This window comes from Streptomyces sp. NBC_00597 (genome assembly GCF_041431095.1).
Taxonomy (GTDB): Bacteria; Actinomycetota; Actinomycetes; order Streptomycetales; family Streptomycetaceae; genus Streptomyces.
Genome location: NZ_CP107757.1, coordinates 5,626,447 through 5,641,825, shown reverse-complemented (window position 1 = coordinate 5,641,825; position 15,379 = coordinate 5,626,447). Strand labels below are relative to the sequence as shown.

Below are 15,379 nucleotides of genomic sequence, written 5' to 3'. Positions count from 1 at the left end.
TAGAGACCGCATTCCCAGACCCCGAGACCGTTACTTCACGTCAGGGACGGCCTTACGGGGCGGTCTTGACGTTGATCTTCTTGGCGATGATGTCGGCCTTCGCCTTCTCCACCGCGGCGATGACGTCGGCCATCTTCTTGTACTCGGGGTTGGAGTCGGCCAGGCCGACACCGTTCTTGTCCAGGCCGTAACGGATCTCACCGGTCGCCGGCTTGCCGTCCTCGACCGACTTGATCTCGTTGAAGACCGCGTCGGCGACGTCCTTGGTGACCGAGGTCAGGATGTGGTCCTTGTACTTCGACAGACCGGCCTGGTTGTACTGGTCCGAGTCGACACCGATGGCCCACTTGCCCGCGTTGGCAGTGGCCTCGATCGCGCCGGTGCCGGCGAGACCGGCGGCGGCGTAGATCACGTCGGCGCCGTTGTCGAGCTGGCCCTTGGCGGTGGCCTTGCCCAGGTCGGGCTTGGCGAAACCGGAGAAGTCCGGCGGCTGGGACAGGTAGGCCGACAGCACCTTGGCGTTCGGGTTGGTGTCCTTGACGCCCTGGGTGAAGCCCGCCTCGAACTTCTTGATCAGCGGGACCTCGACACCGCCGATGAAGCCGACCGTGCCGGTCTTGGACGCCTTGGCGGCGGCGACGCCGGCCAGGTACGAGCCCTGCTCCTCGTTGAAGACCAGGTTCGCGATGTTCGGACCGGTCACCGAGGTGTCGTCGATGAGGCCGAAGGTGGTCTTCGGGAACTTCTCGGCGACCTTCTTGACGGCCGGGGCGTAGGCGAAGCCGACGCCGATGACCGGGTTGTTGCCCTTGCGCGCGAGCTCGGTGAGGCGCTGGACCTTGTCCGCCTCGCTCTCGCCCTCGGTGGGCTCGGCCTCCGCGGTCTTGACCTTCAGTTCCTTCGCGGCCTTCTCCAGACCCGCGTACGCGGCGTCGTTGAAGGACTGGTCACCGCGACCGCCGATGTCATAGGCGAGGGCAACGGACTTGGCACCGCCCGACTCCGAGGGGGAGGCGGAGGTGTCAGACGACTTCTTTCCGCCACAGGCGGTGGCCGAGAGGGCCAGCGCCGCGGACGCGATGCCCACGGTGGCGATCCTGGTGATCCGGCGCAAGGGGAGGCTCCTTCAAAACCTGACCGAAGCGCCACGACCGGCGCTGGTTTCGCGGCGATCGTAACGCGCGTAGATGTCAGTTAAAGGGCCGTTCATGAGTCGTTATCGGATCGTCGTGAATCGGACAGTGACCGTTTGGTAACTCCCCAAGAGTCCAGCCCTTGTCTACCAAGGGCTGGACAGGTGTGACAGGAACCGCTCAGATGTTGTAAGAATTTTTACCCGATCGGCCTCGAACGACGGCCGTCGAGCAGTGCGGCTGCCGTGAAGAACTCCACGCCGACCCCGATCGCGGACTCGTCGACGTCGAAGTCGCCCCGGTGCAGGTCCCGCTTGGCGCTCGCGCCAGGGGTGTGCACACCGAGCCTGGCCATGGCTCCAGGCACGTGCTCCAGGTACCAGGAGAAGTCCTCGCCGCCGAGGCTCTGCTCGGTGTCCTCGATCGACTCCTTGCCGAGGCGGGCCGCCATCGACTCGCGCAGCAGCTCGGTGACCACCGGGTCGTTCACGACCGGCGGGACGCCGCGCACGTAGGTGATCTCCGACTTGGCGCGGTGCATTCCGGCGATCTCGTCGATCGCGGCGTGGATCTGCTCGGGTGCTTCGTGCCACGCGTTGATGTCAAGACAGCGAATCGTTCCGGACAGCTCGGCGTGCATCGGGATCACGTTGCAGGCGTGCCCGGCCTCGATCCGGCCCCAGGTGATCGACATGCCCGAGCGGGCGTCCATCCGGCGGGACAGGACGGCCGGCAGGTCGATGGCGACCCGCGCGGCGGCGGTCACGAGATCGGTGGTCAGGTGCGGCCGGGCGGTGTGCCCACCGGGGCCGGCGAGAGCGATTTCCAGCCGGTCACAGGCAGAAGTAATGGCTCCGGTCCGCAGTCCGATCTTCCCGGCGTCGACCCGCGGGTCGCAGTGCACCGCGATGATGCGGCCCACACCGTCCAGGACTCCCGAGGCGATGGCGTCGGTGGCCCCGCCGGGGAGCACCTCCTCCGCGGGCTGGAACAGCAGCCGGACCGGGCGGGGCAGCAGGCCCTGCCGGTCGAGGTCGGCGAGGACCAGCCCGGCGCCGAGGACGACCGCGGTGTGCACGTCGTGGCCGCAGGCGTGGGCGCGGTCGGGGAAGGTCGAGCGGTACGCGACGTGGGTCTTGGCGTCCGGAATGGGTAGGGCGTCGATGTCCGCGCGCAGGGCCAGCATCGGCCGGCCCCCGTCCCAGGTGCCCACGTCACAGATCAGGCCGGTTCCGGACTTCAGCACGCGTGGGCGTAGGCCCGCTTTCTCCAGCCGGGCCTTGATCGCCGCCGTGGTGCGGAACTCCTGGTGTCCTAGCTCGGGGTGCATGTGCAAGTCCCGGCGGAAGGCGATCAGTTCGGCACGCAGGTGGTCCGGAAGCTTGCCGGGCAGCTCGGGCCGGTCGGGCGTGCCGGGCAGGGCGGTCTGGGACTCGCGGGACATCAACTGGTTCACCCGTTGAAGGGTAGGCGCACGAATGGCTCAACTGGCCGGGGATCACCAAAAGTTCATGCCGTTAGGGGAAAAAAACCAGACCTCTGGACGCATGACCGGATGCACCCGGGGGTAAACTCGCGCGCTCATCCGGCCGCGGAGGCTGTCTGGGCGGGGAGTCTGTGCACATCACGAGCGGTCTCGGTGACCCCGGCGAGGAAGCTGCGCGCCCGCGGCGAGGCGGAGCCGGTGAGCCAGGCCGGGTCGACATCGCATACGGCGACGGTCACACCGGTACCGGCCAGCGCGTACGGCAGGGTGTGGACGACCGTGGACGGAAAGCTGACGATCGTTCGGCCGACCGGCCCGCGCCGGGCGATCAGCTCCAGCGGCAGGTCCGGGCGGACGATCTCCAGTCCGGTCGCCCCGCTGAGCAGGCGCAGCTTTTCCGGGGACTCCCGGCGGTGCGCGAAGTAACGGGTGGCGCCGTGCTCCAGGGTCAGGGCGCGTACGGCGTCCAGGTAGCGGGCCGGGTCGACCACGCCGGTCTCCACGAGGGAGGTGCCGACCAGGTCGGTGCCCTTGGTCAGGCGCGGCGGGCCGAACCGGGAGCGGGTCCAGGCGAACTCGTTGACGCGCAGCGTCATCGCGGCGTGGACGGTGACGGGCATCGAGCTGAACACCTCGACGCGGCGCCCCTTGCCCGCGGCCGGGGTGAAGCGGCGCCGGGCGGTGGCCGAGACCGGCGCGTACGCGAGCTCGCGGAGGCGGCCGGGTAGGCCTCCGCCGCCGACCCGGTGCCAGCGTACGAGGCGTTCGCCGCGGGCGGTCTGGGCGACGAACTCCATGGTGGCGGTGCCGTCGTCGACCACCACGAGTTCCTCGGCCCGTACGAGGGTCAGCAGCAGCTGTACGTACCGGGAGAAGGGGTCGCCGACGACGACCCGGCGGGCCGCGCGCACGTCGCGGGCCAGCGCGGCCAGCGCCTTGAGCGGGGCGAGGCGGCCGCCGCGGGCCTCCTGCCAGGCGACCTCGTACCCCTCGTCCCGGGCCAGCCCCGCCATCCGGCGCAGCTGGCCCCGGGACATCGGGTCGGTGGGGGGCAGGACGACGATCCGCAGCCAGGACGCCGCCCCGCCGCGGTCCGCCGCCGGTGACGGGCCGGGGGTGCGCGAGGCGAGGGGGCCCGGTTGGCGGGGGACGGCGTCGAGCAGGGGGGTGCCGCCCGGCGGGGACGCGGCTTCGGCGTGCGCCCACTCCAGCACGTTCAGGAGCTGGACCGGACTCTCGACGAAAGCCAGGGTGGAGGTTGAGGGGGTCACCACGTACTCCTCGTCAGGGGCGGGGCGGGGCGTCGTACCGGGTGGGGCGTCGTACCGGACGGGCTGCGGGTCAGACCGAGGCGAGTTCGCCCTGGACCCGGCGGAGCTTCTTCATGGGGCCGAGCTCGGAGTCGTAGACGCGCTTGACGCCGTCGCCGAGGGCGGTCTCGATGGTGCGGATGTCGCGGACCAGACGGGTCAGGCCGCCGGGCTCCACGGAGGCGGCCTGGTCGGAGCCCCACATGGCACGGTCGAGGGTGATGTGCCGCTCGACGAAGGTGGCGCCGAGGGCGACGGCCGCGAGGGTGGTCTGCAGGCCGGTCTCGTGGCCGGAGTAGCCGATCGGGACGTTCGGGTACTCCTCCTGGAGGCTGTTGATCACCCGCAGGTTGAGCTCCTCGGCCTTGGCCGGGTACGTGGAGGTGGCGTGGCAGAGGAGGATGTTGTCGCTGCCGAGCACCTCCACCGCGTGGCGGATCTGCTTCGGGGTGGACATGCCGGTGGAAAGGACGACGGTGCGGCCGGTGGCGCGCAGGGCGCGCAGCAGCTCGTCGTCGGTGAGGGAGGCGGAGGCCACCTTGTGGGCGGGGACGTCGAACTTTTCCAGGAAGGCGACGGCCTCGGTGTCCCACGGGGAGGCGAACCAGTCGATGCAGCGCTTGGCGCAGTGCTCGTCGATGGAGCGGTACTCGGCCTCGCCGAACTCCACGCGGTGGCGGTAGTCGATGTACGTCATCCGGCCCCAGGGCGTGTCGCGCTCGATGTCCCACTGGTCGCGCGGGGTGCAGATCTCCGGGGTGCGCTTCTGGAACTTCACGGCGTCGCAGCCCGCTTCGGCGGCGGCGTCGATGAGGGCGAACGCGTTGCCGAGGTCGCCGTTGTGGTTGATGCCGATCTCGCCGACGACGTAGACCGGGCGGCCGGGGCCGGCGGTGCGCGAGCCGAAGGTGCGCAGGCGGGAGTTGGGGGTGGCGACGGTCATGGCAGCTGAGGTCCTTCGTTCGGTGCGTGGGGGTGCGGAGGGGGTGTGAACAGGGGGGCGAGGACGCGGGCGCGGGCCAGGTCGTGCGGGTCGTCGATCTCCAGGACCCGGGCGGGGTCGGTGGCGACGGGGAGGGTGCGCCCGAAGAAGCGGTGCCGGGCGGTGCGGAACCCGCCTGCGTCCATGGCGTAGGCGGCGCCGGTCTCCAGCAGGTCCTGGGGGCGGTCCTGCCGGCGGGGGCGTACGGCCTTGTCGTGGTTGACGCCGGCCGCGGCCCCGTCGGCGGCCTCCCGCCAGAGGAAGCCGTGGAACGGGGCGACGGTCAGGGCCGAGTCGGCCGCGCCGGTGGCGACGGCTGCGGCGACCGACTCGACGTCGGAGGAGGTCAGGAAGGGGCTGGTGCACTGGACGAGGAGGACGACGTCCACGGTGAGGGAGTGGAGTTCCTCGAAGGCGTCGAGCGCGTGCAGTACGGCGGCTTCGCTGCTCGCGGTGTCCCCGGAGATGGCTGCGGGCCGCCGGATCGCGTCGGCCCCGGCGGTGCGGGCGGCGGCGGCGATGGGCCCGGCGTCGGTGGAGACCACGACGTCGGTGACGGTGGCGGCGCCCCGGCAGGCCTCCACGGCCCGTACGACGAGGGGGACTCCGGCCACCTCGGCGAGGTTCTTGCCCGGGACTCCCTTGGACCCGCCCCGGGCCGGGATCACGGCCAGCACCCGGGGCCGCCCGGCGGTGCCCGTGGCGGGACGCGCGGCCGGGATCACGGCCGGCTCCACGCCGGGGTCCGCGGCGGAACGCCCGGCCGAAATCGCAGCCGGATCCACGGCCGGGTCCGCGGCGGGACGCGCGGTGGTGCTCGCAGCGGTGCTCGCGGCCGGGCTCACAGTTCGCCCATCCGGCGGATCATCGGGGCCACGCGCTGCACGCCGTGCCGGTACGCCCCGCGGGCCGCGTCGCGCAGGTACGCGCGCAGCCGGCGGCGCAGCCGGGACTCGCCGCCGCCCTCGCGGACGGCGGCGGGCAGCGGGGTCCCGTCGGGGGCGAGGTGGTGCCGGGCCAGGATCCCGGGCAGGTACCCGGGGGCGGTGACCCGGGTGTAGTAGGGAGCGACGGCTGGGAGCACTCCGCGCTCCAGCAGTTCGTCGAGCCGGGCGCGGGCGGCGGCGAAGGCGTCCTCGGCGCCGCTCACGCCCTGGTCGGCCAGCCAGTCCGGGTCGCCCTGCGGCAGCAGTCCGGCGTCGAGCTGGTCCCAGGAGGCCAGGCAGCCCGAGCCGAGGAAGTGGTGGTTGCCGAGCACCTCGCGGATGCCGAGGTCGGTGAGGACGGCCGTCGGGATGCCGCGGTGCAGGGACTCCAGCGCTGCCGTGGAGGAGACGGTGACCAGCAGGTCCGTGCCGTCCAGGACCTCGCCCATGTTCCCGTACACCAGCCGGCAATTGGCGGGCAGTCCGCCGGGGATCCGTTCGGCCAGCCGCTGGTAGGGCTGTTCCTCCAGGTGCGTGGTGTGCTCCCCGGGCCGGCTGCGCAGCTTGATCAGCACCTCCCGCCCGGGGTGCAGTCGCGCGTGCCGGGCGGCACGTTCCAGCAGGTAGGCGCGGTCGGTGCGGCTTTCGGGGACGGACGGCTGGACGGCGAAGACCACGGTGTGGGCGCGGTCGCCGACCCGCTCGTACGCCGCTCCGTCCAGGAACGGAAGCGCCGTCTCCGTGACGGCGCCTGCGTCGGCGCCGACGCCCTCGTAGACCGCGCGGAAACGTCCCGCGTCGTGTCGGGAGTTGGCGAGGACGAGGTCGGCGCCGTGCCGCAGCAGCAGCCCGTCGGCGAGCTTCTCGTATACGACGCCCACGTACCCGGTGACGAGCACGGGGCGGGCGGCCGGCTCGGGCCACAGGGCGCGGACCCCGTGCAGGACGGCCTGGACTGCGCCGCCGACGAGGGCGAGGACGACGACGTCGTACCGTTCGCGCTCGATCTCCGCGAGGAACTGTGCGCAGGTCACCTCGGAGAGGCGGTCGGCCTGCACGCCGACCTCGCCGAGCTGGCGCGCGGTCGGGGTGGCCCGGCCGCGGAGCAGGTATCCGGTGAGGTGCGGCTGCGTCGCGAGGCGGCGAGCGGTGAGTGCGCCCCATTTCCAGCGCGTATCGGAATCGGCGAGTACGGCGACGCGAAGGGCAGTACGCGGATGAGTACGAGATGCTGCGCGATTGCTGACTGGCACCCGGCAGAAGCTATTCCGCGATTTCGGTGATCGGCCCAACGAACGCACAACAGCGGGTTAACAACCCGTCGACTTAATGCGAAACCGTACCGGTTAACGCGCCCGCCCCGCGTCGTTCACACGGAATCCGCATTCGGGCCATGGTGAATGCCGGGCGGCGCCTTAATGTCTTGCGGGTGCTCAAGCTCTCCGTCGTCGTGCCGTTCTACAACGTGCAGACATACGCACTGGATGCCCTGAAAAGCCTCGAACTCAACGCCCGGGACGATTTCGAGTTCCTGCTCGTCGACGACTGTTCGACGGACGGGACGCCCGAACTCCTGGACCGGGCGGCGCGCGAGCTGCCCGGGGCGGTGCTCCTCAGACACGAACGCAACGGCGGCCTGGCCACCGCCCGGAACACCGGTCTGGACGCGGCCCGCGGCGAATACCTCGCCTTCCTGGACGGCGACGACTGGCTGGCGCCCGGCCATCTGGCCCGCACACTGGCCACCATAGAGGCTCTGAGCTGCGATTTCGTCCGTAACGACCATGTCCAGGTGACCGGCCGGAGCCGCAGCGTGCAGCACGTCCCGTACGGTCCGCAGCTGGTCGTCGGCGATCCGCGCGCCGGGATCCTGCCCGCCTCCCGGGCGACCTCTGTCGACTACCCGTACGCCTGGGCCGGCATGTACCACCGGCGGCTGCTGGACCGCGGGCTGTTGCACTTCACCGACGGGCTGCGGACTGCGGAGGACCGGCCGTGGATCTGGCGGCTGCACCGCGAGGCCCGGTCGTTCGCGGCGATCGGACTGCCCGGGATCTTCTACCGGCGCGGCGTCTCGACCTCGTTGACGCAGATCAAGGACGAGCGCCAGCTCGATTTCATCCAGGCGTTCGACCAGGTTCTGGCCGATACGGCCGAAGATCATGAAAGTGATCTTCTACTACCGAAAGCCGTCCGAACGTATTGCGCAATTATCGCGCACCATATCGGGACCATCGAAAGGTATGAACCGGTCGTGGCCAAAAAACTCCGTTCGATGAGCACGGCCGCGCTCGGACGCATGCCCCAGGACGTACTGGACCGGGTCCTCAACGCAATGGACGCCGATCGCGCCGGAGTGCTGCGCCGCCTGCGCCGCCGGCCGGCGCGAACGGGAGCCGCTGCCTGATGGCCGCTCAGAGCATCCCGTGCACCCAGATCTTCCTCGCCTCCACCCTCTACGGCATGGCCACGCTCGCCGCCGGCATCGACGCGGGCAGCTTCCCGCCGGCCGGCCGGCGCATCTTGCTCACCAGCAACCATTCCCTCACCGCCGAGGTCTCCCCCGGCCTCGCCGACATGCCGGGCTTCGCCACCCTGCGCACCCGCTTCGACGAGGTCCTCGACTGGAACGCGGCCATCGCCCCGCAGCACCCCAGCGCCTGGGCCCCCCGCCCCGAGGACGTCCCCCTGTGGGAACGGCAGCTGCGGGCCGTCTGGGGACTGGGCGAGGACCGCGTCGAGCTCATCGTGGAGTCCATCCAGGTCCCGCCGGCCCGCACCCTGTGCACGCTCTTCCCCGGCGCCACCGTCGACGTCTACGCCGACGGGCTGATGAGCTACGGACCCACCCGCTTCCGCCTCGACCCGCAGCTCGGCATGCGCGTGCGCCGCGTCCTGCACCTCGACCTGGTGCCGGGCCTGGATCCGCTGCTGCTCACCGAGTTCGACGTACCGCCGGAGCTCGTCCCGACCCCCGAGTTCCTGAAGGTCCTCGCCGAACTCCCCTCGTACGGGCCCGGGCCGACCGGGACCGGCGAAGAGGCCGGGTTCGGCGAGGCGCCCGCGCTGCTGCTGGGCCAGTACCTCTCCGCCCTCGAACTCCTCTCCCCCCAGGAGGAGGAGGAACTCCACGTGGAGATGGTCCGCGGCGCGCACGCCCTCGGCCACCGCGAACTCGTCTTCAAGCCCCACCCCAGCGCACCCGCCGAGTACTCCCGCCGCGCCGAGGCCGAAGCCGAGCGGCTCGGCGCCCGCCTCACCGTCGTGACCGCCCCCGTCCTGGCCGAGCCCCTCTACCAGCGGCTGCGCCCCGCCCTGGTCGTCGGCTGCTTCTCCACCGGGCTGCTGACCGCCGCCACCCTGTACGGGCTGCCGGTCGCGCGCACCGGAACCGAGGCCGTACTGGCCCGCCTCGCCCCGTACCAGAACAGCAACCGGATCCCGCTGACGCTGGTCGACGCGCTGCTCCCGCCCCTCGCGGACGCCGACGCCGTCGCCCGCTGGACCGCGCCCGGCCCCGAAGGGGCCCGGGGCGCCCTGACCGGACTGCTCACCGCGGTCGGGTTCACCATGCAGCCGCAGGTCCTGGCGCCGCGCCGCGCGGAGGCCGAACGGTATCTGGCCGCGCACCTGGACGACCGGACCTGGCGCTACTTCAAACGCCGCCGGCTGACCACCCTGGGCCTGCCCGGCGGCATCCCCGCCCAGCTGTCCTTCCTCCCGGCGAGCCCGGCCGTGCGCCGCGTGGTCCGCCGACTGCGGCGGCTGCGCACGGCCCGCCCCGGATGACGGCCACCGCCGACGGCGTTGCCGTCGCGGCCCCGCGGAGCCGGGAGCCGCAGGCGCACGTCCCTCAGCTGACGGCGAGCTTGGCGGCGAAGCCGAGGAAAAGCACGCACGCCGCCGAGGTGGCCCCGGCCGAGAGCCGCTTGCGGCGGCGGAAGGCGGCGGACAGCCGGGTCCCGCTGAAGATCAGCAGGGTCAGGTAGAGGAAGCTGCCGAGCTGGAGCAGCGCGCCCAGCAGGAGGAAGGAGAGCGCCGGGTAGGCGTACGAGGGGTCGACGAACTGCACGAAGAAGGAGACGAGGAACAGGATCGCCTTGGGGTTGAACAGGCTGATCAGCAGCGCCCGCCGGTAGGGCCGCTCGCCCTCGCCGCCGTCCGCGGCCTGCAGGTCGGCCGGGGCCTCGGTCCGCTCGGTCCGCGAACGCCACAGCGCCCACGCCCCGCGCATCATCCCGACGGCGAGCCAGGTCAGGTACCCGGCGCCGAGCAGCTTGACGATGCCGAAGGCCACCGGACTGGCCTGGAGCAGCGCCCCCGCCCCGGCGGCGGCGAGCACCATCAGCACGGCGTCCCCGGAGAACACCCCGGCCGCGGCCTTGTACCCGGTGCGCACGCCGCGGCGGGCCGCGACGGAGAGCACGTAGAGCGAGTTCGGCCCCGGCAGCAAAATGATCAGTATGAGCCCGACGAGGTAGGTCGGCAGATCGGTGACACCCAGCATGTGCAGGAGTGTCCCATAGGGTTGCTCCTGTCTATCCGCTGTTTCACCATGTGGAATCCGTCGGCTCGTACGTGCCCCACACCTCCCGGAGGGCGTTGCAGACCTCGCCCACCGTGGCGCGGGCGCGCAGGGCTTCCTTCATCGGGTGGAGGACGTTGTCGGTCCCGGCCGCCGCCTCGCGCAGGGCGCCCAGCGCCGTCGCCACCGCGTCGTTGTCGCGGTCCGCGCGCAGGGCGGCCAGCGCTTCCCGCTGCCGGTCCTCGATCGCCGGGTCGACGCGCAGCGGCTCGTACCGTTCCTCCTGCTCCAGCGTGAAGCGGTTGACCCCGACCACCACCCGTTCGCCGTCGTCCGTCTCGCGCGCGATGCGGTAGGCGTTCCGCTCGATCTCCCCCTTCTGGAAGCCGGCCTCGATCGCGGCCACCGCCCCGCCCATGTCCTCGACCCGCTGCATCAGCGCGAGCGCCGCCTCCTCGACGTCGTCCGTCATCCGCTCCACCGCGTACGAGCCCGCGAAGGGGTCGACGGTGTGCGGCACGTCCGTCTCGTACGCCAGCACCTGCTGGGTCCGCAGTGCCAGCCGCGCCGACTTCTCCGTCGGCAGGGCGATCGCCTCGTCGAAGGAGTTGGTGTGCAGTGACTGCGTGCCGCCCAGCACCGCACCCAGCGCCTGTACGGCCACCCGTACGAGGTTCAGCTCCGGCTGCTGCGCCGTCAGCTGGACCCCGGCGGTCTGGGTGTGGAAGCGGAGCATCAGCGACTTGGGATCGCGGGCGCCGAACTCCTCCCGCATGACACGGGCCCAGATCCGCCGCGCGGCCCGGAACTTCGCGACCTCCTCCAGCAGGGTGGTGCGGGCGACGAAGAAGAAGGACAGGCGCGGGGCGAACTCGTCGACCTCCATCCCGGCGGCCAGCGCCGTCCGTACGTACGCGATGCCGTCGGCCAGCGTGAAGGCGATCTCCTGCGCGGGCGAGGCCCCGGCCTCGGCCATGTGGTAGCCGGAGATGGAGATGGTGTTCCAGCGGGGGATCTCGGCCTTGCAGTACCGGAAGGTGTCGGCGGTCAGCCGGAGCGAGTGCTCCGGCGGGAAGATGTACGTGCCCCGCGCGATGTACTCCTTGAGCACGTCGTTCTGCACGGTCCCGGTCAGCTGCCCGCCCGCGATCCCGTGCTCCTCGGCGACCAGCTGGTACATGAGGAGCAGCAGCGCCGCCGGGGCGTTGATGGTCATGGACGTGGAGACCCGGTCGAGCGGGATCCCGTCGAACAGCACCCGCATGTCCTCGACGGAGTCGATCGCGACGCCGACCTTGCCGACCTCCCCGTGCGCGAGCGGCGCGTCGGAGTCGTGGCCCATCTGGGTGGGCAGGTCGAAGGCGACCGACAGTCCGGTGCCGCCGCCCGCGATGAGCTGCCGGTACCGGGCGTTGGATTCGGCCGCCGTTCCGAACCCGGCGTACTGCCGCATCGTCCACGGCTTGCCGGTGTACATGGTCGGATAGACCCCCCGCGTATAGGGATACGCCCCGGGTTCACCCAGTTTGCCCCCCGGATCCCACGTCGTCAGGTCCCCCGGCCCGTAGACGGGTTCGATCGGAATCCCGCTCTCAGTACTCGCCATGTGACCAAGCCCTCCGTAGAGCGAACGGCCCCGGGGCTGGTACAACCTCCCCGCGACGGCTGCGGCCGTTGCCTGTCGGCCGCTGGTCACAATGGCGCAACATCCCCGGGCCGTCCGCAACTCTCCACGCCCGCCAAGCATCACCTAGATACACGACGTAGAAATCGGGGGACCGAGATGCACCGCCAGAGAGTCATAGTCCGCACGCTCGGGGTGGCCACCGCCGTCGCGCTCGCCGCGACCGCCTGCGGGCCCCAGAAGACGGAGCCGGCCGGTTCCGCCTCTTCGGTTCCGTCCGCGTCCGCGGCGGGTTCCACCCCTGAGAGCTCACCGTCGACGGACGACAAGCCCGCCGATGCGTCGCCCTCGCCTTCGCCGTCCGCCTCGCAGTCGCCGTCCGCGTCCCCTTCGCCGACCACCGTCAAGGCCATCATGGCGAACGGCGACGACAGCGAGCAGGTGCGCGAGCTCCAGGCCCGTTTGAAGCAGCTCAAGTACATGACGGTCGCGCCGACCGGTTTCTACGGTTCGAAGACGACCGCCGCGGTCAAGTCCTTCCAGGCGAAGAACGGCCTGACGGCCTCCGGGTCGGTCGACGAGGCCACCTGGAAGAAGGTCCAGGGCCTGAGCAAGAAGCCCACCGCCGACGAGCTGCGTCCGCCGACCGTCAACGAGGTCGACGCGCCGGACCCGCGCTGCATGACGGGCCGCGTCATGTGCATCAGCAAGGAGAGCCGCACGCTCGCCTGGATGATCGACGGCAAGATCGTCTCCACGCTGGACGTCCGTTTCGGCTCCGAGAACACTCCGACCCGTGAGGGCCAGTTCAAGGTGGAGTGGAAGGCCAAGGACTGGACGTCGACGATCTACCACACGCCGATGCCGTACTCGATGTTCTTCAGCCAGGGCCAGGCGGTGCACTACTCCGCCGACTTCGCGGCCCGCGGTTACGCCGGCGCCTCGCACGGCTGCGTGAACGTCCGGGACAAGGGCAAGCTCGCGGCGCTGTTCGAGCAGGTCCAGGTGGGCGACAAGGTCGTCGTCTACTGGTGATCCGAACTGGCGGGCCGGGCGATCCCGGGGTCCCGGTGACCCCGGGGCCCCTGTGATCACCGGGTCCCGGTGATCCGGTCTGGGAAGTAAAGGGCGCGGGCAGGGCCGGGGGAACGAACCCCGCCCGCGCCGGGTGCGCAGAGCCCAGGGGTACGGGGGGAACCCCGGCTCATGCGCGGCCGATGACCAGTCGGCTCGTTATGTACTGCGCCGCAGGTTCGAAAAGTGTTACAGGCCGTTCGCCCTGCCGCCGGGAACCCACGCGCGGAGCGCGCACGGACCACCCGAACGACGGCCGTCAGCGCGTCGGCAGGCGGGCGGGCGCGGACACGCCCGGGCTCGCCGGGAGGAACGTCGGCGCCTTGAGCACGTCGCTGCCGTCGTCCGAGGTCCGAGGGACGCTCGGGGAAGCGCTCGGGGGAGGCCCGTCGAGCAGCGCCTCGCAGAAGTGCGGGATGCGCGACAGCCCCTGTGCGAGCTTCGAGAGCTTGTCGCGGCGGTCGGAGGTCATATGACCCGACCGGTAGGCCTCGCACAGGTCGACGGCTCTCAGCCGGGTCTGCTTGTCCGAGTCCTTCAGCGACGAGGTCCCGCCCATGGGCGCGTCCTTGCCGTCCTTCACGTCCTTGCCGCCGCCGGCGTCCGCGTCCGCGGCGCCGCCGGAGGCGTCCGGACCGGTTCCCGTTCCGTTCCCGAATCCCTGCGCCGCACCCGAGTCCGCGCCCGGAGTCTGCCCGCCCGGGGTGGGCTGCGTTCCGTCGGTGCCGCGGAGCGGGTCGGGTCGCGGCTGGGGTGCGGGCGTCGGGCCCGCGGTGCCACCGGCCGGGGACGGGTTCGTGTCGGCGCTGAGGGAGACCGCCGGTGCGGGGCCCGCCGTGTCGTGCGTGTCCCGGTCCAGCAGGCCGGCCCCGGCGGCGACCGCGAGGCCACCGACGGCGACGCCGGCCAACGCGGCCACCAGCCCGAACCGCACGGGGCGGGTGCGCCGGGGCGCGGGGACGGGGGCGGCGAGCGGGATGATCCTGCCGAGTTCCACGAGGGGGGCGGCGTCGAAGCCGACCGGTGCGAAGACACCGCTCGGCCCGGACGCCCCGGCCGCACCGGATGCCCCGGTCGTTGCCGCACCGGCGCGGGCCGCGCGGAAGGCGGCCAGCGCGGCGGCCTCGCCGGGCAGTTCCGCATCGGCGGGCGGCTGCGGCCCGGCCAGCATGTCGAGGGCAGCCCGGAGCCGGGCTTCCGCTTCGTGGGCGCGCGGGTCGGCGCCAGGTACGGCCGGGCCGCCGCGCAGCACTCGTTCCGCCGCCGCCCGGTCCAGCCACCTGTTGCGCTCGTCGGCCATCACATGTCCTTCTGCGTCCGCCAACGTGAATGCGTCACACCGGTTTTCTCCACGAGGCCACCGCCCCGGCCGCGCTGAGCGGGCACGGCGTCGAGATCCCTCCCGCCCCCGCCGTCCCGTGCCGGGCCACCGGCATTATGGCCGACCGGCCCCGTCGCGTCCGAGCCCGCATCCGGGTCCGGCGCGAAGCCGCCCTCCGCGCAGAGCAGCTCGGCCAGCTTCTTCAAGCCCCGGTGGGCTGCGGTGCGTACCGCTCCGGGCCGCTTGCCCAGGGTTTCCGCGGCGCTCTTGGCGTCGAGCCCGACGACGACCCGGAGCACCACGGCCTCGGCCTGGTCCTGCGGAAGCTGGGCGATCAGTGCCATGGTCCTGCCGGTCGACAGGGCCTCCATGGCCTCGACGGCGGTGTCGCTGTCGGCGGCGCGACCCGTCAGCTCGGTCTCGTCGCCGCCGATGGCGGGGCGGCGCCCGCGCATGCGGATGTGGTCGAGGGCCCGATTGCGGCCGATCCGGGCGGCCCAGCCGCGGAAGCGGTCTGCGTCGCCGGTGAAGGAGTCGAGGTCGCGGGCTATCTGCAGCCAGGCCTCGGACGTCACGTCTTCGGCGTCGGCGTCCCCGACGAGCGTGCGTACGTAACCGAGCAGGCGTGGGTGCACGGCGCGGTACACCGTACGGAAACCGCTCTCGTCGCCGCCCTGCGCCGCGAGCACCGCGGCGGTCAGCTCCGCGTCGTCCCCCAGCAAAGTCCCCAACCCGTTCACTGTCCTGTACGTGTGGCGCAAATCAGCACGTTACGGCTTTCAAGTACCTTCGTCCACGAGTTGTACGGGGAGCAACCAAGCATGCGCGAAGCGGGGTGTGACACAAAACGCACCCGCGGCGCTGAGAGGGGTACGGGCTTGTCGCACGAGCCCGTACGGACGGCGACCGGGGCCTCTCCTGTGGGGGGTGGCGGCCTCGGTCGTCTTCCGCCTCCCCCTCCCGGCGCGTTCGCGCCGCTCCCGGCGCTGCCGCCGTCA

General features: G+C 71.7%; 12 protein-coding genes and 1 pseudogene. 3 read left to right on the top strand and 10 right to left on the bottom strand.

Annotated features, from left to right (window positions below):
• Nucleotides 1–52: 52 nt before the first annotated feature.
• The 6 genes and pseudogenes from OG974_RS25715 to OG974_RS25690 all read right to left on the bottom strand — a co-directional run bounded on the left by OG974_RS25715 (nt 53) and on the right by OG974_RS25690 (nt 7,090).
• Entirely contained in the window at nt 53–1,114 is a 1,062-nt protein-coding gene (locus tag OG974_RS25715) for a BMP family ABC transporter substrate-binding protein (protein ID WP_327285043.1), read from the bottom strand.
• Between the two features lie 218 nt (nt 1,115–1,332).
• Nucleotides 1,333–2,577: an amidohydrolase gene (locus tag OG974_RS25710; protein ID WP_327285752.1), complete on the bottom strand. Its 1,245-nt coding sequence runs from the start codon at nt 2,575–2,577 to the stop codon at nt 1,333–1,335.
• Nucleotides 2,578–2,714: 137 nt separating this feature from the next.
• Nucleotides 2,715–3,890 (bottom strand): hypothetical protein, encoded by a 1,176-nt coding sequence (locus OG974_RS25705; RefSeq protein ID WP_327285042.1) that lies wholly within the window; start codon nt 3,888–3,890, stop codon nt 2,715–2,717.
• A gap of 70 nt (nt 3,891–3,960) precedes the next feature.
• Nucleotides 3,961–4,872 (bottom strand): N-acetylneuraminate synthase family protein, encoded by a 912-nt coding sequence (locus tag OG974_RS25700; RefSeq protein ID WP_371644592.1) that lies wholly within the window; start codon nt 4,870–4,872, stop codon nt 3,961–3,963.
• 47 nt (nt 4,873–4,919) lie between these two features.
• Nucleotides 4,920–5,633 (bottom strand): annotated as a pseudogene (locus OG974_RS25695) (cytidylyltransferase domain-containing protein); the annotation flags it as partial.
• 119 nt (nt 5,634–5,752) lie between these two features.
• Nucleotides 5,753–7,090, bottom strand: coding sequence for a DUF6716 putative glycosyltransferase (locus tag OG974_RS25690; RefSeq protein ID WP_371644590.1), 1,338 nt, complete (start codon nt 7,088–7,090; stop codon nt 5,753–5,755).
• A gap of 176 nt (nt 7,091–7,266) precedes the next feature.
• On the opposite strand from OG974_RS25690, the gene OG974_RS25685 reads away from it, so the two are divergent.
• Both OG974_RS25685 and OG974_RS25680 read left to right on the top strand, forming a co-directional pair.
• Entirely contained in the window at nt 7,267–8,244 is a 978-nt protein-coding gene (locus tag OG974_RS25685) for a glycosyltransferase family 2 protein (protein ID WP_327285751.1), read from the top strand.
• Nucleotides 8,244–9,626: a polysialyltransferase family glycosyltransferase gene (locus OG974_RS25680; RefSeq protein WP_371644588.1), complete on the top strand. Its 1,383-nt coding sequence runs from the start codon at nt 8,244–8,246 to the stop codon at nt 9,624–9,626. Before OG974_RS25685 ends, OG974_RS25680 begins: the two co-directional genes overlap by 1 nt.
• Nucleotides 9,627–9,690: 64 nt before the next feature.
• On the opposite strand, the gene leuE is transcribed toward OG974_RS25680, so the two are convergent.
• Together leuE and OG974_RS25670 are read right to left on the bottom strand one after the other, a co-directional pair.
• On the bottom strand, nt 9,691–10,344 hold the full coding sequence (leuE, locus tag OG974_RS25675) for a leucine efflux protein LeuE (RefSeq protein ID WP_327285038.1): 654 nt from the start codon (nt 10,342–10,344) through the stop codon (nt 9,691–9,693).
• A gap of 43 nt (nt 10,345–10,387) precedes the next feature.
• Nucleotides 10,388–11,968, bottom strand: a complete 1,581-nt coding sequence (locus tag OG974_RS25670) for a methylmalonyl-CoA mutase family protein (RefSeq protein ID WP_328763425.1) — start codon at nt 11,966–11,968, stop codon at nt 10,388–10,390.
• A 177-nt stretch (nt 11,969–12,145) separates the two neighbouring features.
• Here OG974_RS25670 and OG974_RS25665 point away from each other — a divergent pair, with 177 nt between their 5' ends.
• Nucleotides 12,146–13,021 (top strand): L,D-transpeptidase family protein, encoded by an 876-nt coding sequence (locus tag OG974_RS25665; RefSeq protein ID WP_329314361.1) that lies wholly within the window; start codon nt 12,146–12,148, stop codon nt 13,019–13,021.
• A gap of 298 nt (nt 13,022–13,319) precedes the next feature.
• Here the strand turns inward: OG974_RS25665 and OG974_RS25660 are convergent, their stop codons facing one another.
• Both OG974_RS25660 and OG974_RS25655 read right to left on the bottom strand, forming a co-directional pair.
• Nucleotides 13,320–14,360 (bottom strand): hypothetical protein, encoded by a 1,041-nt coding sequence (locus OG974_RS25660; protein WP_327285035.1) that lies wholly within the window; start codon nt 14,358–14,360, stop codon nt 13,320–13,322.
• Entirely contained in the window at nt 14,360–15,103 is a 744-nt protein-coding gene (locus tag OG974_RS25655) for an RNA polymerase sigma factor (protein ID WP_327285750.1), read from the bottom strand. The genes OG974_RS25660 and OG974_RS25655 overlap by 1 nt, the downstream gene beginning before the upstream one ends.
• Nucleotides 15,104–15,379: the final 276 nt, after the last annotated feature.

Bases quoted from the DNA above. Each gene is read 5' to 3' on its own strand.
- OG974_RS25700 (WP_371644592.1), bottom strand. From the start codon at position 4,872: ATGACCGTCGCCACCCCCAACTCCCGCCTGCGCACCTTCGGCTCGCGC.
- OG974_RS25680 (WP_371644588.1), top strand. From the start codon at position 8,244: ATGGCCGCTCAGAGCATCCCGTGCACCCAGATCTTCCTCGCCTCCACC.
- OG974_RS25670 (WP_328763425.1), bottom strand. From the start codon at position 11,968: ATGGCGAGTACTGAGAGCGGGATTCCGATCGAACCCGTCTACGGGCCG.
- OG974_RS25710 (WP_327285752.1), bottom strand. From the start codon at position 2,577: ATGTCCCGCGAGTCCCAGACCGCCCTGCCCGGCACGCCCGACCGGCCC.
- OG974_RS25660 (WP_327285035.1), bottom strand. From the start codon at position 14,360: ATGGCCGACGAGCGCAACAGGTGGCTGGACCGGGCGGCGGCGGAACGA.
- leuE (WP_327285038.1), bottom strand. From the start codon at position 10,344: ATGCTGGGTGTCACCGATCTGCCGACCTACCTCGTCGGGCTCATACTG.
- OG974_RS25665 (WP_329314361.1), top strand. From the start codon at position 12,146: ATGCACCGCCAGAGAGTCATAGTCCGCACGCTCGGGGTGGCCACCGCC.